Origin of the sequence: Kluyvera cryocrescens NBRC 102467, from assembly GCF_001571285.1 — a bacterium.
GTDB classification, from domain to species: domain Bacteria; phylum Pseudomonadota; class Gammaproteobacteria; order Enterobacterales; family Enterobacteriaceae; genus Kluyvera; species Kluyvera cryocrescens.
The window spans coordinates 170,942-191,380 of record NZ_BCTM01000011.1 but is presented as its reverse complement, the minus strand read 5'-3'; the positions used below and the strand labels follow the sequence as shown (position 1 = coordinate 191,380).

General features: G+C 54.3%; 21 protein-coding genes. 8 read left to right on the top strand and 13 right to left on the bottom strand.

From position 1 onward, the window contains the following. Positions 1-103: 103 nt before the first annotated feature. Positions 104-667, bottom strand: a complete 564-nt coding sequence (gene gmhB, locus KCR01S_RS09610; RefSeq protein WP_061282459.1) for a D-glycero-beta-D-manno-heptose 1,7-bisphosphate 7-phosphatase — start codon at positions 665-667, stop codon at positions 104-106. Positions 668-855: 188 nt separating this feature from the next. On the opposite strand from gmhB, the gene metN reads away from it, so the two are divergent. The 6 genes from metN (at position 856) to proS (ending at position 6,439) form a co-directional block, all read left to right on the top strand. Next, entirely contained in the window at positions 856-1,887 is a 1,032-nt protein-coding gene (gene metN, locus KCR01S_RS09605) for a methionine ABC transporter ATP-binding protein MetN (protein WP_052285371.1), read from the top strand. Next, positions 1,880-2,533, top strand: a complete 654-nt coding sequence (locus KCR01S_RS09600) for a methionine ABC transporter permease MetI (RefSeq protein ID WP_052285370.1) — start codon at positions 1,880-1,882, stop codon at positions 2,531-2,533. Before metN ends, KCR01S_RS09600 begins: the two co-directional genes overlap by 8 nt. 40 nt (positions 2,534-2,573) lie before the next feature. Beyond that, positions 2,574-3,389: a MetQ/NlpA family lipoprotein gene (locus KCR01S_RS09595; protein ID WP_061282457.1), complete on the top strand. Its 816-nt coding sequence runs from the start codon at positions 2,574-2,576 to the stop codon at positions 3,387-3,389. 110 nt (positions 3,390-3,499) lie between these two features. Beyond that, positions 3,500-3,904: an Rcs stress response system protein RcsF gene (rcsF, locus tag KCR01S_RS09590; RefSeq protein WP_052285368.1), complete on the top strand. Its 405-nt coding sequence runs from the start codon at positions 3,500-3,502 to the stop codon at positions 3,902-3,904. After that, a complete protein-coding gene (gene tsaA, locus KCR01S_RS09585; protein ID WP_061282454.1) occupies positions 3,901-4,608 on the top strand; it encodes a tRNA (N6-threonylcarbamoyladenosine(37)-N6)-methyltransferase TrmO in 708 nt (235 codons plus the stop codon). Before rcsF ends, tsaA begins: the two co-directional genes overlap by 4 nt. Positions 4,609-4,720: 112 nt before the next feature. Next, positions 4,721-6,439 (top strand): proline--tRNA ligase, encoded by a 1,719-nt coding sequence (proS, locus tag KCR01S_RS09580; protein WP_061282452.1) that lies wholly within the window; start codon positions 4,721-4,723, stop codon positions 6,437-6,439. 119 nt (positions 6,440-6,558) lie between these two features. On the opposite strand, the gene nlpE is transcribed toward proS, so the two are convergent. Genes nlpE through KCR01S_RS09565 form a run of 3 tightly spaced genes read right to left on the bottom strand, consistent with a single transcriptional unit; the run spans position 6,559 to position 8,249 of the window. Further along, positions 6,559-7,257 (bottom strand): envelope stress response activation lipoprotein NlpE, encoded by a 699-nt coding sequence (gene nlpE / locus KCR01S_RS09575; protein ID WP_061282450.1) that lies wholly within the window; start codon positions 7,255-7,257, stop codon positions 6,559-6,561. A 36-nt stretch (positions 7,258-7,293) separates the two neighbouring features. Further along, positions 7,294-7,707 (bottom strand): alternative ribosome rescue aminoacyl-tRNA hydrolase ArfB, encoded by a 414-nt coding sequence (gene arfB / locus KCR01S_RS09570; RefSeq protein WP_061282448.1) that lies wholly within the window; start codon positions 7,705-7,707, stop codon positions 7,294-7,296. Then, complete coding sequence (locus KCR01S_RS09565; RefSeq protein WP_061282446.1) at positions 7,704-8,249, bottom strand: YaeQ family protein; 546 nt, start codon at positions 8,247-8,249, stop codon at positions 7,704-7,706. The genes arfB and KCR01S_RS09565 overlap by 4 nt, the downstream gene beginning before the upstream one ends. A 177-nt stretch (positions 8,250-8,426) precedes the next feature. Here KCR01S_RS09565 and KCR01S_RS09560 point away from each other — a divergent pair, with 177 nt between their 5' ends. After that, on the top strand, positions 8,427-8,627 hold the full coding sequence (locus KCR01S_RS09560) for a YaeP family protein (protein ID WP_061282444.1): 201 nt from the start codon (positions 8,427-8,429) through the stop codon (positions 8,625-8,627). Next, positions 8,614-8,874, top strand: coding sequence for a Rho-binding antiterminator (gene rof, locus KCR01S_RS09555; protein ID WP_061282442.1), 261 nt, complete (start codon positions 8,614-8,616; stop codon positions 8,872-8,874). The genes KCR01S_RS09560 and rof overlap by 14 nt, the downstream gene beginning before the upstream one ends. Before the next feature lie 16 nt (positions 8,875-8,890). Here the strand turns inward: rof and tilS are convergent, their stop codons facing one another. The 9 genes from tilS to fabZ all read right to left on the bottom strand — a co-directional run bounded on the left by tilS (position 8,891) and on the right by fabZ (position 20,429). Next, positions 8,891-10,192: a tRNA lysidine(34) synthetase TilS gene (gene tilS / locus KCR01S_RS09550; RefSeq protein WP_061282440.1), complete on the bottom strand. Its 1,302-nt coding sequence runs from the start codon at positions 10,190-10,192 to the stop codon at positions 8,891-8,893. Between the two features lie 63 nt (positions 10,193-10,255). Then, on the bottom strand, positions 10,256-10,645 hold the full coding sequence (locus KCR01S_RS09545; RefSeq protein ID WP_061282438.1) for a VOC family protein: 390 nt from the start codon (positions 10,643-10,645) through the stop codon (positions 10,256-10,258). A 50-nt stretch (positions 10,646-10,695) separates the two neighbouring features. Next, positions 10,696-12,846 (bottom strand): lysine decarboxylase LdcC, encoded by a 2,151-nt coding sequence (ldcC, locus tag KCR01S_RS09540; RefSeq protein ID WP_061282436.1) that lies wholly within the window; start codon positions 12,844-12,846, stop codon positions 10,696-10,698. Between the two features lie 104 nt (positions 12,847-12,950). Then, positions 12,951-13,910, bottom strand: a complete 960-nt coding sequence (gene accA / locus KCR01S_RS09535) for an acetyl-CoA carboxylase carboxyl transferase subunit alpha (RefSeq protein WP_061282434.1) — start codon at positions 13,908-13,910, stop codon at positions 12,951-12,953. A 12-nt stretch (positions 13,911-13,922) separates the two neighbouring features. Then, entirely contained in the window at positions 13,923-17,405 is a 3,483-nt protein-coding gene (dnaE, locus tag KCR01S_RS09530; RefSeq protein WP_061282432.1) for a DNA polymerase III subunit alpha, read from the bottom strand. A 35-nt stretch (positions 17,406-17,440) separates the two neighbouring features. Continuing rightward, positions 17,441-18,037, bottom strand: coding sequence for a ribonuclease HII (gene rnhB, locus KCR01S_RS09525; protein ID WP_061282430.1), 597 nt, complete (start codon positions 18,035-18,037; stop codon positions 17,441-17,443). Further along, entirely contained in the window at positions 18,034-19,182 is a 1,149-nt protein-coding gene (gene lpxB / locus KCR01S_RS09520; protein WP_061282428.1) for a lipid-A-disaccharide synthase, read from the bottom strand. The genes rnhB and lpxB overlap by 4 nt, the downstream gene beginning before the upstream one ends. Then, positions 19,182-19,970 (bottom strand): acyl-ACP--UDP-N-acetylglucosamine O-acyltransferase, encoded by a 789-nt coding sequence (gene lpxA / locus KCR01S_RS09515; RefSeq protein ID WP_052285414.1) that lies wholly within the window; start codon positions 19,968-19,970, stop codon positions 19,182-19,184. Before lpxA ends, lpxB begins: the two co-directional genes overlap by 1 nt. A 3-nt stretch (positions 19,971-19,973) precedes the next feature. Next, the gene (fabZ, locus tag KCR01S_RS09510) at positions 19,974-20,429 is read right to left on the bottom strand and encodes a 3-hydroxyacyl-ACP dehydratase FabZ (RefSeq protein ID WP_052285413.1); all 456 of its coding nucleotides are present in this window, start codon (positions 20,427-20,429) and stop codon (positions 19,974-19,976) included. Between the last annotated feature and the right edge of the window lie 10 nt (positions 20,430-20,439).

Sequence of the window (20,439 nt, the reverse complement as noted above, 5' to 3'; positions counted from 1 at the left end):
TTGTTCCGTCTCAGTGGGGCCGCATTATAGGGGGTAATTTCAGGCTGACAAGAGGAAAAATGCATTTTTTTCTCAACCGCTCACCTTTTCGCCTTTTTGCCGCTTATTTCTGCTTTTTGATCATCGCAGGCAGGTCTGCAAGGCTATTAATCACCCAGTCAGCGGCTTTTTCCGCATCTTCAGTAACGGGTTTGCCGGTACGCACCAGCACTTTTGTACCTACATTGGCTGCCGCAGCTGCCTGCATGTCTTCAATTTTGTCACCCACCATATAAGAAGAAGACATATCAATGTGCAGATACTCTTGCGCTGACTTCAGCATACCCGGATGAGGTTTACGGCAGTCGCATACCTGACGATACTCTTCTACGGTTCCCTGCGGGTGATGTGGACAGAAATAGATGCCGTCAAGATCTACACCACGGTCGGCCAACGACCAGTCCATCCATTCCGTGAGCGTTTCGAACTGCGCTTCGGTAAATTTCCCGCGAGCAATACCCGACTGGTTGGTCACCAGTACGAGGGCATAGCCCATTTCTTTTAATTCACGCATTGCGTCAATGACGCCATCGATAAATTCGAAATCATCAATTTCATGGACGTAGCCATGATCGACATTAATCGTGCCATCACGATCGAGAAAAATTGCGGGTACGGACTTTGCCACCGTGTTGCTCCTGAATAAGGCATGTGTCCTTAGTATCGCATGTTTCGACAGCCAGGAAAGCGGCGATCGCATAAAGAAGATTGATTTAGCCGTCTAGATGCCTTAACATCCGTTTTGTTGACGGTCATCGCCCGTCTCTGGCAGAACAAAATGCCGTGGATAACACCTAACCGATAATAAATAATCTAATGATTAAACTTTCGAATATCACCAAAGTGTTCCAGCAGGGTCACCGTACGATACAGGCGCTGAATAACGTCAGCCTGCACGTGCCCGCTGGACAAATTTATGGCGTCATTGGCGCATCCGGTGCAGGTAAAAGTACGCTGATTCGCTGCGTCAACCTGCTTGAGCGCCCAACCGAGGGCAGCGTTCAGGTCGGCGACCAGGAGCTGACTGCATTATCTGAAGCCGCACTGACCAAAGCACGTCGTCAGATTGGCATGATTTTCCAGCACTTTAACCTGCTCTCTTCACGTACCGTATTTGGTAACGTTGCGCTGCCGCTGGAACTCGACAATACGCCGAAAGATGAAATTAAACGTCGTGTGACCGAATTACTGGATCTCGTTGGTCTGGGCGATAAGCACGATAGCTACCCGGCGAACCTTTCCGGCGGGCAAAAGCAGCGTGTGGCTATCGCCCGTGCGCTGGCGAGCAACCCCAAAGTGCTGCTGTGTGATGAAGCCACCAGCGCATTAGACCCAGCAACTACGCGTTCAATCCTGGAGCTGCTGAAAGACATTAACCGCCGTCTGGGCCTGACCATTTTGCTCATCACCCATGAAATGGACGTGGTGAAACGCATCTGCGACTGCGTCGCGGTGATCAGCAACGGTGAACTGATTGAGCAAGATACGGTGAGCGAGATGTTCTCTCATCCGAAGACACCGCTGGCTCAACAGTTTATTCAGGCTACGCTGCATCTGGATATCCCGGAAGACTACCAGGCGCGCCTTAAAGCACAGCAAAACGCCGATAGCGTACCGATGCTGCGCATGGAGTTCACCGGTCAATCGGTTGATGCCCCACTGCTGTCAGAAACCGCGCGTCGCTTTAACGTCAATAACAACATCATTAGCGCGCAGATGGATTACGCGGGCGGCGTGAAGTTCGGCATTATGCTGACGGAAATGCACGGCACTCCGGAAGATACGCAAGCAGCCATCGCCTGGCTGCAGCAACACCATGTAAAAGTAGAGGTACTGGGATATGTCTGAGGCCATGATGTGGTTACTGGCGCGCGGCGTCTGGGAAACGCTGGCGATGACATTCGTGTCCGGCTTTTTCGGCTTTGTGATCGGCCTGCCGGTTGGCGTCCTTTTATATGTCACCCGTCCAGGGCAAATTATCGAGAATGGTAAAGTTTATCGCGTGCTCTCTGCGCTGGTGAACATCTTCCGTTCCATCCCGTTCATCATCTTACTGGTGTGGATGATTCCATTTACTCGCGTGATCGTCGGGACTTCCATTGGTTTGCAGGCCGCTATCGTACCGCTGACCGTGGGGGCCGCACCGTTTATTGCCCGTATGGTGGAAAACGCCCTGCTGGAAATCCCAACCGGTTTAATTGAAGCGTCACGCGCCATGGGCGCAACGCCGATGCAAATCATCTGTAAAGTCCTGCTGCCGGAGGCGATGCCGGGGCTGGTCAATGCGGCAACCATCACGCTGATTACGCTGGTTGGCTACTCCGCCATGGGCGGCGCCGTCGGTGCCGGCGGCCTGGGCCAGATTGGCTACCAGTACGGTTACATTGGATATAATGCAACGGTGATGAATACAGTACTGGTATTGCTGGTCGTTCTGGTTTATTTAATTCAACTATCTGGCGATCGTATCGTTCGGGCAGTCACTCATAAATAGCGTTACACACAACACAACTCAAAAGTTTAAGGATATAAGCATGGCGTTCAATTTTAAAACCTTTGCGGCAGTTGGAGCCCTGATTGGTTCTCTGGCACTTGTTGGTTGCGGTCAGGATGAGAAAGACCCGAACCATATTAAAGTCGGCGTCATCGTCGGCGCAGAACAGCAGGTTGCTGAAGTCGCGCAGAAAGTGGCGAAAGAAAAATATGGTCTGGACGTAGAGCTGGTGACCTTCAATGACTACGTTCTGCCGAACGAAGCGCTGAGCAAAGGTGACATCGATGCGAACGCCTTCCAGCACAAACCGTACCTGGACCAGCAGATTAAAGACCGTGGCTACAAACTGGTTTCCGTGGGTAATACCTTCGTTTATCCAATTGCCGGCTACTCTAAAAAAATCAAATCTCTGGACGAACTGCAGCCGGGTTCACAGATTGCCGTCCCGAACGATCCAACTAACCTTGGACGCTCCCTGCTGCTGCTGCAAAAAGAAGGTCTGATCAAACTGAAGGATGACGTGGGCCTGCTGCCAACCGCGCTGGACATCACCGAAAACCCGAAAAACCTGAAGATTGTTGAGCTGGAAGCACCGCAGCTGCCACGTTCCCTGGACGATGCGCAGATTGCTCTGGCCGTCATCAACACCACCTACGCCAGCCAGATCAACCTGACTCCGGCGAAAGACGGTATCTTCGTTGAAGGTAAGGACTCTCCTTACGTCAACATGATCGTTTCTCGTGAAGATAACAAAGACGCTGAAAACGTGAAAAAATTTGTTCAGGCTTACCAGTCTGACGAAGTCTACGAAGCTGCGAACAAAATCTTTAACGGCGGCGCTGTTAAAGGCTGGTAATCTCATTACCGCTAAGCAGTATCTTTCAAGACGGGCGCATGCCCGTCTTGTCATTTATGCGAGCACCTGATTCAATAGCCCCCTGGTCTACCCTATATCGAGGAAATACTATGCGTGCTTTACCGGTCTGTTTATTAGCACTCCTGTTAGGTGGCTGCTCCATGCTAAACAGATCTCCTGTTGAACCCATTCAAAGCACTGCGACCCCCGTCAAAACGGAGACCGCGAAACCAAAAGCACCGCGCGCGACGCCGGTACGAATTATTACCAATGCTGAAGACCTGGTCGGTAAACCATTCCGCGACTTAGGCGAAGTATCGGGTGATTCATGCCAGGCCACGAATCAGGATTCCCCACCGAATATTCCAACCGCGCGCAAACGCATGCAAATTAACGCTTCTAAAATGAAGGCGAATGCCGTACTGCTGCACAGCTGTGAAGTGACCAGCGGAACGCCTGGCTGCTATCGTCAGGCGGTATGCGTGGGATCGGCACTCAACGTTAGCGCGAAATGAGTCATTTCTCATTCGAACAAATCGGCGTTATCCGCTCTCCTTATAAAGAGAAGTTTGCGGTGCCTCGCCAACCGGGGTTGGTGAAAAGTTGCAGCGGTGAGCTGCATCTTCTGCCGCCCTACAACCAGGCTGACGCCGTGCGCGGCCTGGAAGCATTTAGCCATCTGTGGGTGCTGTTTGTTTTTCATCAGACGATGGAAGGCGGCTGGCGCCCAACGGTGCGCCCTCCCCGACTCGGCGGTAACGCGCGCATGGGCGTTTTCGCCACCCGTTCAACCTTCCGACCAAACCCTATCGGTATGTCACTGGTTGAACTGCGCGGTATTCGCTGCCAGAAAGAACACGTTATTCTGGAACTGGGCGGGCTGGACTTAGTGGACGGAACGCCGGTTGTGGATATCAAACCCTATTTGCCGTTTGCCGAGTCTCTGCCGGAGGCACGCGCCAGCTACGCGCAGGATGCGCCTCAGGCCAGCGTTGATGTCTCGTTCACCGTAGAAATAGCCGAACAGCTTATCGGGCTTGAGAAGCGTTACCCACATCTGCGTCAGTTTATTGCCGAAGTGCTCGCACAAGACCCGCGTCCGGCCTATCGTAAAAATGAGGAAGAGGGAAAAACCTACGCCGTCTGGCTGCTGGATTTTAACGTCCGCTGGCGGGTAACGACGTCTGGATTTGAAGTCTTTGCCCTGGAAACCCGGTAATTTCTCCGCGCTCTCTTTTGACATCTCTTTCTCGCTGGTAAACTAAATCACTTTGTTTTTGTGCCAGGCTCGTTTTGAGCCTGTTTTGTCGTCCAACTGGAATCGTAACAACATGCGTACTAGCCAATATCTGCTCTCCACTCTGAAGGAGACACCTGCCGACGCTGAGGTCATCAGCCACCAGCTGATGCTGCGCGCCGGGATGATCCGCAAACTGGCCTCTGGGTTATATGCCTGGCTGCCGACCGGTCTGCGCGTCCTGAAAAAAGTCGAAAACATCGTGCGTGAAGAGATGAACAACGCCGGTGCCATCGAGGTGTCTATGCCCGTGGTTCAGCCCGCTGAACTGTGGCAGGAGAGTGGTCGCTGGGAACAGTACGGCCCGGAACTGCTGCGCTTTGTTGACCGTGGCGACCGTTCTTTCGTCCTTGGCCCAACGCACGAAGAAGTGATCACCGACCTGATTCGTAACGAGCTGAGCTCTTACAAACAGCTGCCGCTGAACTTCTTCCAGATCCAGACCAAGTTCCGTGACGAAGTCCGCCCACGTTTCGGCGTCATGCGTTCCCGTGAATTCCTGATGAAAGATGCCTACTCTTTCCATACCTCTCAGGAATCACTGCAGGAAACTTACGACGCGATGTATGCGGCCTACAGCAAGATCTTCAGCCGTATGGGTCTGGATTTCCGTGCCGTACAGGCTGACACCGGTTCTATCGGCGGTAGCGCCTCTCACGAATTCCAGGTGCTGGCACAGAGCGGTGAAGATGATGTGATCTTCTCTGATTCTTCCGACTACGCTGCTAACATCGAGTTTGCAGAAGCCGTGGCGCCAAAAGAGCCGCGCGCTGCTGCCACTCAGGAAATGACGCTGGTTGATACGCCAAACGCGAAAACCATTGCCGAGCTGGTCGAGCAGTTCAATCTGCCAATCGAGAAAACCGTCAAGACACTGCTGGTGAAAGCCGTGGAAGGCAGCAAATCCCCACTGGTTGCCCTGCTGGTTCGCGGCGATCACGAGCTGAACGAAGTCAAAGCAGAAAAACTGGCGCAGGTTGCCAGCCCGCTGACCTTCGCTACCGAAGCCGAAATCCGCGCGCTGGTGCCGGCAGGCCCTGGCTCACTGGGTCCAGTGAATATGCCGATTCCTGTGGTTATTGACCGTACCGTTGCGGCAATGAGCGATTTCGCCGCTGGCGCAAACATCGATGGTAAGCACTATTTCGGTATCAACTGGGATCGCGATGTCGCGACGCCAGAAGTTGCCGATATCCGTAACGTGGTTGCCGGCGATCCAAGCCCGGACGGCAAAGGTACGTTGCTGATCAAGCGTGGTATCGAAGTTGGCCATATCTTCCAGCTGGGTACCAAGTACTCTGAAGCGATGAAAGCCTCCGTTCAGGGCGAAGACGGTCGTAACCAGATCCTGACCATGGGCTGCTACGGCATCGGGGTGACTCGCGTCGTCGCTGCGGCTATCGAGCAGAACTTTGACGATCGCGGTATTCTGTGGCCTGACGCCATTGCCCCATTCCAGGTTGCTATCCTGCCAATGAACATGCACAAATCCTACCGTGTTCAGGAGCTGGCAGAGAAGCTGTACGCCGAGCTGCGCGCTCAGGGTATCGAAGTGCTGATGGACGATCGTAAAGAGCGCCCAGGCGTGATGTTTGCGGATATGGAACTCATCGGTATTCCGCACACCATCGTGTTGGGCGACCGTAACCTCGACAACGATGATATTGAGTATAAATACCGTCGTAACGGCGATAAGCAGCTGATCAAAACCGGCGATATCGTTGATTACCTGGTGAAAGCCATCAAAGGTTAATCAAACGGTGCGGCATTGATACCGCATCCGGTGATAAAAAAAGCCTCGCAACATGCGAGGCTTTTTCTTTTGGGGTCACGCTCGGTGCGTTAAGGCAGGCCGAAATAATGCGAGGCCTTTTATTTACTCAAACAGTCTTTACCTGGGACAAACTTCGCTTCTTTACTGGCCGCGAGCGTTTTAACCATCACGCCGGTATCCGGGTTTGGCTCCAGGGTAAAGTGCCCTTCCACCACCAGCAGCACCGGTTTGCTATCACTCCCCTGCGCAGCGGCATAGTCACGCTCCAGCTGTGCGTTATTCGCTACAGCCACACGCTTGCCGGTCGTACAGTCGGTAAAGGTTGCCGCGTCTGCCATGTAGAAGTACATCCCGCGCATCGCCATTGGCGTCGTTGGCAAATCAGCCTTTACCGGCTCCAGCGTATAGTTCAGCTTAGATTCAATCGGGTTACCTTCACGGTCAAGCATCTCCAGCTTATCGCCTTTCGCACGATAGAAAGATTTCTCACCATGGCTATCGGTCAGGACCAACTTATCGGCGGTCCGCGCCCAGGTACCGTAGGAACCAAATGACGACGGTTCACGGCTTACGCCCTGATAATGTTCGTTCATCACCCAGGTGCCGTCCTTATCGAGGAACAGCGAGGTTTCAATGCCTTCGCAATCAGCACACGGAATGACTCCGCGCCAGCTCTGCTGCATTGGCGTTAACTCTGCAGAGTGAGTCGGTTTTAGCGTCGCCATTTCCGAATTATTACATCCGAAAAGACCAAACAGCATCCCGGTGGCCGCAATGGCCAATATCGCTTTTTTCACCCTCAATTCCTTATTCTTATGTCATCCACATTTAGCTTAGTAGCGAACCTTGCCGCGCATCGATTTCACTGACGATTTTTGCGCTTTCGTGTTCAGCCGCCGCTCTTTTGAGGCGCGCGTCGGGCGCGTCGGGCGTCGGCTCTTTTGTTCTGTCGTCAGCATTTGAATCACCGAAACCAGGCGTGCGATCGCCGCTTCGCGGTTCATCTCCTGGCTACGGTATTCCTGCGCCTTAATGATAATCACACCGTCAGCAGAAATTAAGTGGTGGCTGGCGGCCAAAAGGCGCTCTTTATAATACTCTGGCAGGCTGGAGGCCCGGATGTCAAAACGCAAATGAATCGCCGTTGAGGTCTTATTCACATGCTGACCGCCCGCCCCTTGGGCGCGAATAGCGGTAATGGTTAGCTCATCATCCGGAATACTGACCTGTCCAGAAAGCGTAATCATGCGGGTGTCTGCCAGGCCGTAAAATGAATTTCCAGATTATTCTGAGCGTCAGAAAGCCAAATTGCCCCTTCCTGCAGCGTGGCTTGCAGCGTCATCGTACGCTCGGCAAACGCGCTGAGCTTTGCCAACTGCTCATCATCCAGATACCAGATGCTCAGGTTTTTAAACCCCGCCATCTTACTTTGGTTCTGCTGCCACCAGATTTCCGCCGAGCGGCTGTTGTAGGTAAACAGGGCCACTTCCTGCGACTGGCTGCAGGCTTTTTTTATCCGTCGTTCATCCGGCAGCCCCAGTTCAATCCACAGGTCGATACCCAGATGATCGTTACGCAGCCAGGCCTCCGGCTCGTCTTCGGAAGAGAGACCGCGGGTGAACTGCAAACGCTCATCGGCGTATTTGATCCACGCCAGCAGGCGCAGCATCATGCGCTCCTGGGTTTCTGACGGGTGGCGGGCCAGCGTTAAAGACGCGTCCAGAAACTGGTTGCGGTCGATATCCGCCACGTTAACCACCGCTTTATAAATTGTCGCTTTCAGCGCCATGGGGTAACTCCTGCGAAAAATGGTGCTCATTGTAGCGAAATCAAGGGCAAAAGGCTGTCCTCAATTACATCTGCCGACGCTCATCTCGCTGATAATGCTTAAATGAGTATGATATAGTCACCTTGCTAAACAGAGATTATCTTCATAGGCTTAATTGAAGCGCTGACAGGAGGGCATGTGGGCAACTATTGTGAATTAATTCGTCAACGCTATGCGGAAATTGCCAGCGGTGATTTGGGGTATATCCCAGACGCGCTGGGCTGTGTACTGAAGGTTTTGAACGAAGTTGCGGCGGATGACGCCCTTTCTGAGTCAGTCAGGGACAAAGCTGCATATGCAGCGGCAAACTTACTGGTGAGCGATTATGTCGATGAATGATACTTATCAACCCATCAATTGCGATGACTATGACAATCTCGAGCTTGCCTGCCAGCACCATCTCGTTCTGGCGCTGGAACTGAAAGACGGCGAAGTGCTGCAGGCCAAAGCACACGATCTGGTCTCCCGTAAAAATGTGGAATACCTGGTCGTCGACAGTGCCGGTGAGCTCCGCGAACTGCGGCTTGACCGCATTACCAGCTTCAGCCACCCCGAAATCGGCACCGTGGTTGTCAGCGAATCATAATTCAGAAACGGGCGGCTTAGTCGCCCGTTCTCTCCCATTGTAGCGTGACGCCCTTCCCCGCATCGCAAACGCCGTCCAGTGTGACGAACACTCCTGCTACCGCAATCAATGTCTCGCCGTAAAACAGCATTGGCGTTTTATCTCTCTGCCACGGCGGTACGCCCAGCTCCTGCCAGATTTTTTTTAGCTTACGCCCGCCGTTACGCCCAACAATATGCAACATTCCCGGCGCTTTAAAGCGGACCGTCACCGCTTCGTCTGCACCGGCGGGGCGAATATGACCACCTGAAAGCAGACGCAGCGTACCGAGATTATCCGGCAGCGTCAGTAAATCTCGGGGATTGGGCCACGCTAGCACGGTTTCCGTTTGCCCGGTTTGCGCCCTTACCCACCATAGTTGTTGCTGGAAACGTCGTACCTCAAAGCTACCCAAGCGGACGCACGGCGTCGCATCCTCGCGCGCCAGAGCCACTTCTTGCCATAAGCGGGACAACATCTCCCGCGACGGCATCGCCGCGTGGTGCAACGCCAACCAGCGGCGCAAAAGTGCCGACCGCTTCGGCACGCTCATCTCCGCCAGCGGGGCGATAGCCAATGCCCCTTCCGGCGAAACCAGCCGTGCTAGCTCTCCCGCCAGCAGTTCGTCCAGTAACTGTTCTTGCTCACCGCACAGTTCGGCACTGCGCGCAGCGGCTTGCGCAAAGTGCGGCCAACGCGCGTTAAGGAGTGGCAGCACCCGCAAGCGCAAGAAATTGCGATCGTAGGCATCGTCCTGATTGCTCTCATCTTCAATCCAGATCAGCGCGTGGGTATTCGCCCACTCCAGCAAAGCATCGCGCGTGGTATGCAGCAGCGGTCGAATTAACCGCGTATGGGAAAATGCTGAATTGACGGGCATCGCCGCCAGCCCTGCCGGGCCACTGCCGCGCTTTAATGCCAATAGCAGGGTTTCGCTTTGATCGTCGAGATGCTGCGCCGTAACCAACACCTCGCCTGGGGTGAGCGCGTCACGAAATGCTTGGTAGCGCGCCTCTCTGGCCTCTGCTTCAAGGCCAATCCCACGCTGGGCCAGAGTGACGCGTTCCACCACCAGCGGCACTTGCCAGGCTTCGCACACCTGCTGGCAGTGCATCACCCAGCTATCCGCATTGGCGCTAATTCCGTGATGGATATGGATTGCTCGCAGCGCAATATCAGGGTTCTGCTGCCGCCAGCACACCAGTTGATGCAGCAGCACCGTCGAATCCAGGCCACCGCTAAACGCCACCAGAAACTGGCGGTGCGGAGAAAGCTGTTGCACAAGTGAAGGTTGGGTCATCGTCTTATCATGAAAGCGAGCATTGCCCGGCACGTTACCCGTCCGGGCTGACGCTGACAAGCCTTACTGCTGATAGAGTTCCAGCGGTAGGCCGTCAGGATCGTTGAAAAACGTAAAGCGCTTATCGGTAAACGGATCGATGCGGATCGCTTCACAGGCAATCCCGTGAGCCGTCAGGTGCGCTACGGCCGCATCGATATCCTCGACGCTAAAGGCCAGATGGCGAAGCCCGCAGGCCTCCGGCCGGCTCGGGCGCGCCGGGGGAAACGGGAAGGAAAACAGCTCAATCACATACTGACCGTTTAATGCCAGATCGCCTTTCCACGAATCGCGCGCCTCACGATACACCTCGCTTTGCAGCGTAAAGCCGAGAATATCGCAGTAAAAGGACTTACTCTTCGCATAATCGGTAGCAATAATCGCAATGTGATGAATCTGTTTTAATCCTAACATCGTGTTTCTCCGTTAACCGTGTCCCAGCACGTTAACCGTGCAGGGCGCTATCACGCAACCCCTTCAGGGTTTTTTAGGACTCTCACACGGTAGACGCCGTTTTCATCGCGTTTTGCACCATGGATATCGGTTTCAAAGCCCGGATAATGTCGTCCAACGGAACAGAGCATCAGCAGGAAATCGAGCACCGAGCGGCTCTCAGCAGTAATCATTTCGCCCGGCATCAACAATGGCACCCCCGGTGGATACGGTAGGATCATATTAGCGGAGATACGGCCCACTAAATCTTCCAGTGCGATGGTTTCTACTTCGCCTTTGATCTGTTTCTGCCATGCGCGGTGCGGCGTCAGTTTCATCTCCGGCAATACGTCAAACGCCCGCAGCATTAAGCTTGGCAGGTCGTGCTGGCGGATCAGCCGGTGGATCCCCTGCGCTAAATCCTGAATACGCATGTTGCGGTAAAAATCAGGATCTTCCGCATACAGATCCGGCAGCATGTTTTTCACCCGCAGATTAAGATCGTAGGCGCGCTTAAACTCCGTCAAACCGCGAAGCAGCCCCATCGCCCGGGTTTTATCGATCCCAATGCTGAACAGGAACAGCAGGTTGTAGGGGCCGGTTTTCTCGACGACCACTCCGTGCTCGTCGAGGTATTTCGCCACCAGCGCTGCCGGGATCCCCTCATCGCTCATGTTTCCCTGCTCATCCATACCCGGCGTCAGGATCGTCACTTTCACCGGATCGAGGAACATATGATCGGCATCCGCGTCGCTGAACCCGTGCCAATCTTCCCCCGGAGCCACAGGCCAACACTCGGCCTCATCGATCTCTTCCGGCTGCCAAATGTCGAAGAACCAGCTATCTGACTCTTCCCGTAGTCGCTGCACTTCTTTACGGAAATGCAGCGCTCGTTCGACCGAACGATTAATCAGCCGTTTACCCGGGTTACCGCGCAGCATCGCCGCCGCTGTCTCTATCGAGGCGACAATCGGATAACTTGGCGACGTAGAGGTGTGCATCATAAAGGCTTCATTGAAGGTATCTTCATCGTAGTCACCTTTAATGTGTATCAGCGATGCTTGTGAAAGTGCCGCCAGCATTTTGTGCGTGGACTGAGTTTCGAAGAATACTTTCCCCGGCACACGCTCGCCGCTCATACCGCTTTTGCCCTGGTAGATCGGATGGAAGTGGGTGTAGGGCACCCAGGCTGAATCAAAATGGATAGACGGTACATCGAGAGTCTGCTTGATCCAGTTGGTGTTATACAGCAGCCCGTCATAGGTGGAGTTGGTGATCACCGCATGTACCGGCCACTGCGCATTCTCAGTGGCATTAACTTTCTGCTGCAGGCTATCGCGGGTGAATTCTCGCTTCGGAATCCCTCCCAAAATACCCAGCGCGTTACGCGTCGGCTTCAGCCAGAGCGGCACGACGTCGTTCATCATCAGTAGATGTGCCAGGGATTTATGGCAGTTTCGGTCAATCAGCAGCGTGCTGCCGCTGGGAGCCGCATACATACCGACGATTTTATTCGACGTTGAGGTACCGTTGGTGACCATATAGCTTTGCTCAGCACCGAAGGTACGCGCGATGTACTCCTCCGCTTCCAGATGCGGACCGGTATGGTCAAGCAACGAACCTAATTCGGTCACCGAGATAGAGACATCCGCTTTAAGCGTATTGGCGCCAAAGAAATCGTAAAACAGGCAGCCCACCGGGCTTTTCTGGTAGGCCGTCCCCGCCATATGCCCCGGCGTGCAGAAGGTGTACTTGCCCTCAGTGACGTAGGTAAATAGCGCTTTGGTAAACGGCGGCGTGATGTTATCGAGATATTCGTCGTTATACTGCCGGATGCGGGTGGCGATATCCTCTGCCTGGCCTAATGCGTATTCGAAGAACCATAGCGCCATACGCATATCATGCGCGCTAACATCCATCGTAGAGTGAGCATTAATAAAGGCGTAAAGCGGCAGGTACTCATTGAGCTGATTAATCTCACCGCAAAGATCGACGCTGTACTCGTCCCAATCGAATATCACGCCGCTAATGCGCGGGTTGTGCTCAATAAACTTCAGCAGGTCAGCACTGTTCTGCGGCCAGATAATTTTGAAGCCCTGGGCGATAAGGGCCGCCTCCAGCTCCTTGATCGGCTCGTCTTTGTAGTAGACGCCGTGCGGCCCCATAATGGCAATAATATTCATGCGTTCCTCCTGGAAAACCTTCACCTATCATAGCGCACCCGGGCCGCAGGTAATAAAAAAGGGCCACAAACTGTGGCCCTTTTCAGGAACGTCTTATGTTCGTATTACGCGTAGCCGTATGTCATCAGACGCTGGTAGCGACGGTTGAGCAGATCTTCTTTGCTCAGCACATCGAGGTCTGCCAGATCGGCCAGCAACTGCGCTTTCAGCGAAGCGGCAATAGCTTCCGGGTTACGGTGTGCGCCGCCCAGCGGTTCCGGAATAATGGAATCGATAAGCTTCAGCTCTTTCAGACGCGGTGCGATGATGCCCATGGCTTCAGCCGCCAGCGGTGCTTTGTCCGCGCTTTTCCACAGAATGGAAGCACAGCCTTCTGGAGAGATAACGGAATAGGTGCTGTACTGCAACATATTCACTTTATCACCCACGCCAATCGCCAGCGCGCCGCCGGAACCACCTTCACCGATAACAGTGCAGATAACCGGTACGCTCAGACGTGACATTTCGCGCAGGTTGCGGGCGATAGCTTCAGACTGGCCACGCTCTTCTGCGCCGACACCAGGGTAGGCACCCGGGGTGTCAATGAAGGTCACGATAGGCATGTTGAAGCGCTCGGCCATTTCCATCAGACGCAGGGCTTTACGGTAACCTTCCGGTGCCGGCATGCCGAAGTTGCGACGGATTTTTTCTTTGGTTTCACGACCTTTCTGATGACCAATGATCATCACCGGACGACCGTCCAGACGTGCGATACCGCCAACGATGGCTTTATCGTCAGCATAAGCGCGATCGCCCGCCAGTTCGTCAAATTCATCAAACGCCAGACGGACATAATCCAGGGTGTACGGACGCTGTGGGTGGCGAGCCAGCTGGGCTACCTGCCATGCGCCGAGATCGGCAAAGATTTTGCGCGTCAGCTCTACGCTTTTTTCGCGCAGACGATGCACTTCTTCGTCGATATTAATATCCAGTTTCTCATCCTGACGGCTAACCGCAGTCAGAGAATCGATTTTTGCTTCCAGCTCTGCAATCGGCTGTTCAAAATCAAGGAAATTCAGACTCATAGTATTCCTGTATTAGTCAAACTCCAGTTCCACCTGCTCCGAACCGATGAGGCTACGCAGATCGTTGAGTAAACGATCGCTCGGAGAGACACGCCAGGTTGCACCGAAACGCAACCGCGCACGTGCATCCGCCCTCTGATAGTAGAGATGTACTGGAATGGTTCCCGAACGGTGGGGTTCCAGAGACTGACGGAGTCGGTTTAAAAGCTGGTCATCAATTTGCCTGTCCGTCAGCGAGATAGCAAGCCCGCGAGCGTATTTTTCCCGGGCTTCGTCAATGTCCATCACTTCGCGGGCCATCATTTTAAGGCCGCCGCTGAAGTCATCAAAGCTGACCTGTCCGCTGACGATAAGTATGCGGTCGTTTTCCAGCAGATGCTGGTATTTTTCCAGGGCCTCGGTGAAGAGCATCACCTCTAGCCGCCCGGAACGGTCATCCAGCGTACAGATGCCGATACGATTGCCGCGCTTGGTGACCATAACCCTTGCAGCAATCACGAGCCCCGCAGCCGTGGTCACTTTACCACGTTCTGTCGGATGCATGTCTTTTAGCCTATAGCCGCCGACATAGCGCTCAATTTCTTTGAGGTACTGGTTAATCGGGTGGCCCGTTAAGTATAAACCTAACGTTTCCCGTTCACCTTCCAGCACCGTGTGTTCAGGCCAGGGCATGCAGTTAGCGTACGACTGCTCAATTTGCTCTGGCTCTTCGGCCAATACGCCGAACATATCCGCCTGACCAATGGCTTCCGCCTTCGCGTGCTGATCAGCGGCTTTTAACGCATCGCCCAACGAATTCATCAGCGCGGCGCGGTGTGGCCCAAGGCGGTCAAAGGCCCCGGACATAATCAGTTTTTCCAGCACCCGGCGGTTGAGCTTCTTGGTATCGGTGCGCGCACAGAGGTCAAACAGCTCGCGGAAATAGCCCCCGTTATTGCGCGCTTCGATGATTGCTTCAATCGGGCCTTCGCCAACGCCTTTAATCGCGCCGATACCATACACGATTTCCCCGTCCTGATTAACGTGGAAATGATATAAACCGGAATTGATATCAGGCGGCAGTATCTTCAGCCCCATTCGCCAGCACTCATCCACCAGGCCAACCACCTTCTCGGTGTTGTCCATATCGGCAGTCATTACCGCCGCCATAAACTCAGCGGGATAGTGCGCTTTCAGCCATAGCGTCTGATATGAGACCAAAGCATAGGCGGCGGAGTGTGATTTGTTAAACCCGTAACCGGCGAATTTTTCCACCAGGTCAAAGATTTTCATCGCCAGTTCGCCATCAACACCGCGTTTTTTCGCCCCTTCTTCAAAGGTGCCGCGCTGCTTGGCCATCTCTTCAGGCTTTTTCTTACCCATCGCACGACGCAGCATGTCTGCGCCGCCCAGAGTATAGCCGGAAAGCTCCTGGGCAATCTGCATAACCTGTTCCTGGTACAGGATAATGCCGTACGTTGGTTCCAGCACCGGCTTCAGGCACTCATGCTGCCACTGAACGTCCGGGTAGGAAATCTCTTCGCGACCGTGTTTACGGTCGATAAAGTTATCTACCATCCCCGATTGCAGCGGGCCCGGACGGAACAGGGCCACCAGCGCGATCATATCTTCGAAGCAGTCCGGCTGCAGACGTTTGATCAGATCCTTCATGCCGCGGGATTCAAGCTGGAATACCGCCGTGGTTTCCGAGCGCTGCAGCATATCGAAGCTTTTCTTGTCATCCAGCGGGATAGCGGCAATATCCAGCGGCGGCTCGCCGTTGCGTTCACGGCGGGCGTTGATCATCTCCAGTGCCCAGTTGATGATGGTGAGGGTACGCAGACCGAGGAAGTCAAACTTCACCAGCCCGGCATATTCCACGTCGTTTTTATCAAACTGGGTGACCGGGTGCAGCCCCTGCTCATCGCAGTAGAGCGGTGCAAAATCGGTAATTTTAGTCGGCGCGATAACCACGCCACCGGCGTGCTTACCGGCGTTACGAGTAACCCCTTCAAGCTTACGCGCCATGTCGATCAACGCGCGAACTTCTTCATCTGCTTCGTAAATTTCCGGCAGCTGCGGTTCGGCTTCAAAGGCTTTGGCCAGCGTCATGCCCGGATCGGGCGGAACCAGCTTGGAGATACGGTCCACGAAGCCATACGGATGCCCCAGTACGCGGCCTACGTCGCGAATAACCGCTTTCGCCGCCATGGTACCGAAGGTGATAATCTGCGAAACCGCGTCACGACCGTACATGTCCGCGACGTGTTCGATCACCTGGTCGCGTTTTTCCATACAGAAGTCAACGTCGAAATCGGGCATCGAAACACGTTCCGGGTTAAGGAAACGTTCGAAAAGCAGGTCAAATTCGAGCGGGTCAAGGTCGGTAATTTTCAGCGCATAGGCCACCAGCGAGCCCGCACCGGACCCACGGCCAGGACCTACCGGCACGCCGTTATCTTTCGACCACTGGATAAATTCCATTACGATCAGGAAGTAACCCGGGAAGCCCATCTGGTTGATAACCTTAAGTTCAATTTCCAGACGTTCATCGTAAGGTGGGCGCTTCTGCGCACGGACTTCAGGATCGGGGAACAGGAACTCCAGACGCTCCTCCAGCCCTTCATGGGATTTTGCCACGAGGAAATCCTCGGTGGTCATATCGCCGGTCGGGAACTGTGGCAGGAAGTACTCACCGAGGCGCACCGTCACGTTACAGCGCTTGGCTATCTCGACGCTGTTTTCCAGCGCTTCCGGAATGTCCGAGAACAGCTCGCACATCTCCTCTTCGCTACGCATATATTGCTGCGAAGAGTAATTACGCGGGCGTTTTGGGTCGTCGAGGGTGAAGCCGTCGTGGATCGCGACGCGAATTTCATGGGCGTCAAAATCACCCGGCTCCAGGAAGCGAACGTCATTGGTTGCCACTACCGGCAGGCCGCGCGTTTCCGCCAGCGCTACCGCAGCATGTAGATACGCTTCTTCATCCTGTCTACCGGTACGGATAAGCTCAAGGAAATAGGCGTCAGGGAAGTGCTCTTCATAAAACGCGACACACTGTTCAACCAACGCCGTGTTGCCGCGCAGCAAGGCACGGCCAACATCCCCCATCCGCGCGCCGGAGAGTAAGATCAGCCCTTCTTTTAATTCGATCAGCCAGTCGCGATCGATAATCGGCCCCGCCGCTCCATAGCCGCGTTGATAGGCTTTAGAAATCAGCAGCGTCAGGTTCTGATAGCCAACGTTGTTGGCCGCCAGCACCGTCAGCTGGGTCAGTTCGTCGCCGAAAAGCTCACTCTGGACGTGAAAATCGGCGCCGACGATGGGTTTAATCCCGGCCCCATGCCCCGCTCCGTAAAACTTCACCAGACCGCAAAGGTTGGTAAAATCGGTGATCGCTAGTGCGGGCATGCCTAAAGCGGCCGCCTTTTTTACCAGCGGTCCGGTTTTTGCCAGCCCATCAATCATGGAGTAGTCGCTATGCACCCGCAGGTGCACGAAACGTGGTTCAGCCATTATTTATTTCCGGTTTACTTATCTCGGCACGCGGCTCAGGACGCGAGACCTAGCGCGCGTTTGACAGGAGCAAAACTGCGTCGGTGATGCTCAGTGGCGCCATGCTCGGCAAGCGCCTCCAGATGGAATGGGGTTGGGTAGCCTTTATGCTGAGCAAAACCATACTGCGGTAGCACTTTGTCCAGTTCGGCCATTTCGGCATCACGCGTGACTTTCGCCAGAATGGACGCGGCGCTAATTTCCGCGACTCGGCTATCACCTTTCACCACCGCCATTGACGGCATCGGCAGTGCTGGGCAACGATTACCGTCAATCAGCACATATTCCGGCGCAATAGAAAGCCCGGCAACCGCGCGCTGCATGGCCAGCATCGTGGCATGCAAAATATTAAGCTCATCAATTTCATGCGGCTCAGCGCGGCCAAGGCTCCAGCACAGCGCTTTTTCTTTAATTTCGTCAAACAGCGCCAGACGACGCTTTTCGCTGAGCTTTTTAGAGTCGTTCAAACCGACAATCGGGCGCGCTGGGTCGAGAATCACCGCCGCGGTGACGACGGCGCCGACCAATGGGCCGCGTCCGACTTCATCCACACCGGCAACTAAATGGGTATGGGGATATTCAAATTCAATCATTGTGCTAACTCCAGCACCGCATCTGCCGCCTGCTCATCCGCATTACAGCGAATTTGCAAATGCAGTTCACGGAAGGTGTCATGCATGGCGTGGCTGGTGCGACCGTTAGCCAGTAATGGCTTCAACGCTTCGGCCAGCAACTCCGGCTGGCATTCATCCTGCAGCAACTCTTTCACCAGTTCGCGACCCGCCAGCAGATTCGGCAGTGAAACATACTCGGTTTTGACCAGACGTTTCGCCAGCCAGAAGGTAAACGGCTTCATGCGATAACCGACAACCATTGGGCACTTGGCCAACATGCATTCGAGCGCCGCCGTGCCCGACGCTAGCAGCGCAGCGTCGCTGGCGATCATCGCCTCGCGAGCCTTACCGTCCAGCATATGCACGACCATATCAGGCGCGACTTCAGCCTTGATACGTTCAAACTGCTCGCGGCGTTTCGCATTCACCAGCGGCACCACCACTTCAAGGTCGGGGTACTGCTGGCGTAACAGCTGTGCGGTTTTTAAAAAGTCTGCGCTGAGCATTTCCACTTCGGCGCCGCGGCTACCCGGCAGCATGGCCAGACAGTGGACATCGTGGGCAATACCCAGCGTATCCCGCGCGGCATTTTTATCTGGATCCAACGGCATGGCATCCGCCATGGTGTGGCCGATAAATCGGCACGGGACGTTAAATTTGTCATAAAACGCTTTTTCAAAAGGCAGAAAAGCGAGCACCAGATCGGTGGCTCTGCCAATTTTGAAGACGCGTTTCTGTCGCCAGGCCCACACGGATGGGCTGACATAATGAATGGTTTTGATCCCTTTCGCCTTAAGGTTTCCCTCAAGAGTAATATTGAAATCAGGGGCATCAATACCCACAAAGACATCGGGTTTGAGATCGGTAAAACGTTGGGTGAGATCGGCGCGAATATGCAGCAAGCGACGCAGTCGCCCAAGCACTTCGACAATGCCCATGACCGCCAGCTCTTCCATCTCATACCAGGCTTCGCAGCCTTCAGCCTGCATCAGCGGGCCAGCAACACCGACGAAACGAGCGTTGGGTACTCGCGCCTTGAGGGCGCGAATGAGACCTGCACCAAGAATATCGCCGGAGGTTTCTCCGGCGACCAGGGCAATCGTTAAGGGACGCTGCTCAGTCATTAACGAATCAAGCCGCGCGTAGAGCGGGCGAAGAAGTCGCTAAAGGGCTGAACTTCCGGATGCTGCTTCGCAAGCTCGGCGATTTCCGGTTTTACTTCTTCCAACGTTTTGCCGCTGCGGTACAACGCTTTGTACGCGTTGCGGATGGCGGTGATCGCTTCACGGCTAAAGCCGCGACGCTTCAGGCCTTCGATGTTGACGCCGAACGGTGTCGCGTGGTTGCCCTGAGCAATAACGTAAGGTGGAACGTCCTGAGCAACGCCAGAACAGCCACCAACCATCACGTGGGCACCGATAATGCAGAACTGGTGCACCGCGGTCATGCCGCCGATGATCACAAAATCATCCAGCGAAACGTGACCCGCGAGGGTGGCGTTATTGGCCAGAATACAGCGGTTACCGACCGTACAATCGTGCGCCACGTGGGCGTTGATCATCAGCAGGTTATCGCTGCCCACCTTCGTCAATCCACCGCCCTGTTCTGTGCCACGGTGAATGGTGACGCTTTCGCGAATGCGGTTGCGATCGCCAATTTCCACGCGAGTCGGTTCACCAGCATATTTCAGATCCTGGTTAACTTCCCCGATAGAGGCGAACTGATAGATCTCGTTATCACGACCAATTTTGGTGTGGCCGTTAACAACAACGTGAGACTTCAGTACGGTGCCTTCGCCGATTTCGACGTTGGGCCCCACAATACAAAACGGGCCAATGTGGGCATTAGCACCGATAACGGCACCGTCTTCCACAATGGCAGTAGGATGGATAAAGGCGGTTTTATCAATCACGGATTAGGACTCCCGGCTACGCGCACACATCATTGTCGCTTCGCAAACCACTTTACCATCAACCAGCGCAACGCCCTTAAAGCGAGTCAGGCCACGGCGGGTTTTCTCGAAGGTGACTTCCATAATCATCTGATCGCCAGGCACGACTGGGCGCTTGAAGCGCGCTTCATCGATACCAGCAAAGTAATACAATTCGCCTGGTTCCAGTTTACCTACGCTTTTAAACGCCAGAATACCCGTAGCCTGCGCCATGGCTTCCAGAATCAGCACGCCCGGTAAAATCGGCTTGCCAGGGAAATGTCCCTGGAAAAACGGCTCATTTACGGAAACATTTTTCACTGCGCGCAGAAAACGACCTTCTTCAAAATCCAGCACGCGGTCTACCAGTAAGAACGGGTAGCGGTGTGGCAGAAGTTCTAAAATCTCTTCAATGTGCAGAGTATGAGTGTCAGTTGTCAAAATACTCTTC

Coding starts and splice junctions, on each gene's coding strand:
- lpxB (WP_061282428.1), bottom strand. CDS start 19,182: ATGACTGAGCAGCGTCCCTTAACGATTGCCCTGGTCGCCGGAGAAACC.
- arfB (WP_061282448.1), bottom strand. CDS start 7,707: ATGATTACGCTTTCTGGACAGGTCAGTATTCCGGATGATGAGCTAACC.
- rnhB (WP_061282430.1), bottom strand. CDS start 18,037: ATGATTGAATTTGAATATCCCCATACCCATTTAGTTGCCGGTGTGGAT.
- accA (WP_061282434.1), bottom strand. CDS start 13,910: ATGAGTCTGAATTTCCTTGATTTTGAACAGCCGATTGCAGAGCTGGAA.
- rcsF (WP_052285368.1), top strand. CDS start 3,500: ATGCGTGCTTTACCGGTCTGTTTATTAGCACTCCTGTTAGGTGGCTGC.
- rof (WP_061282442.1), top strand. CDS start 8,614: ATGTCGATGAATGATACTTATCAACCCATCAATTGCGATGACTATGAC.
- ldcC (WP_061282436.1), bottom strand. CDS start 12,846: ATGAATATTATTGCCATTATGGGGCCGCACGGCGTCTACTACAAAGAC.
- proS (WP_061282452.1), top strand. CDS start 4,721: ATGCGTACTAGCCAATATCTGCTCTCCACTCTGAAGGAGACACCTGCC.
- KCR01S_RS09595 (WP_061282457.1), top strand. CDS start 2,574: ATGGCGTTCAATTTTAAAACCTTTGCGGCAGTTGGAGCCCTGATTGGT.
- KCR01S_RS09600 (WP_052285370.1), top strand. CDS start 1,880: ATGTCTGAGGCCATGATGTGGTTACTGGCGCGCGGCGTCTGGGAAACG.
- tsaA (WP_061282454.1), top strand. CDS start 3,901: ATGAGTCATTTCTCATTCGAACAAATCGGCGTTATCCGCTCTCCTTAT.
- tilS (WP_061282440.1), bottom strand. CDS start 10,192: ATGACCCAACCTTCACTTGTGCAACAGCTTTCTCCGCACCGCCAGTTT.
- KCR01S_RS09545 (WP_061282438.1), bottom strand. CDS start 10,645: ATGTTAGGATTAAAACAGATTCATCACATTGCGATTATTGCTACCGAT.
- metN (WP_052285371.1), top strand. CDS start 856: ATGATTAAACTTTCGAATATCACCAAAGTGTTCCAGCAGGGTCACCGT.
- KCR01S_RS09565 (WP_061282446.1), bottom strand. CDS start 8,249: ATGGCGCTGAAAGCGACAATTTATAAAGCGGTGGTTAACGTGGCGGAT.
- dnaE (WP_061282432.1), bottom strand. CDS start 17,405: ATGGCTGAACCACGTTTCGTGCACCTGCGGGTGCATAGCGACTACTCC.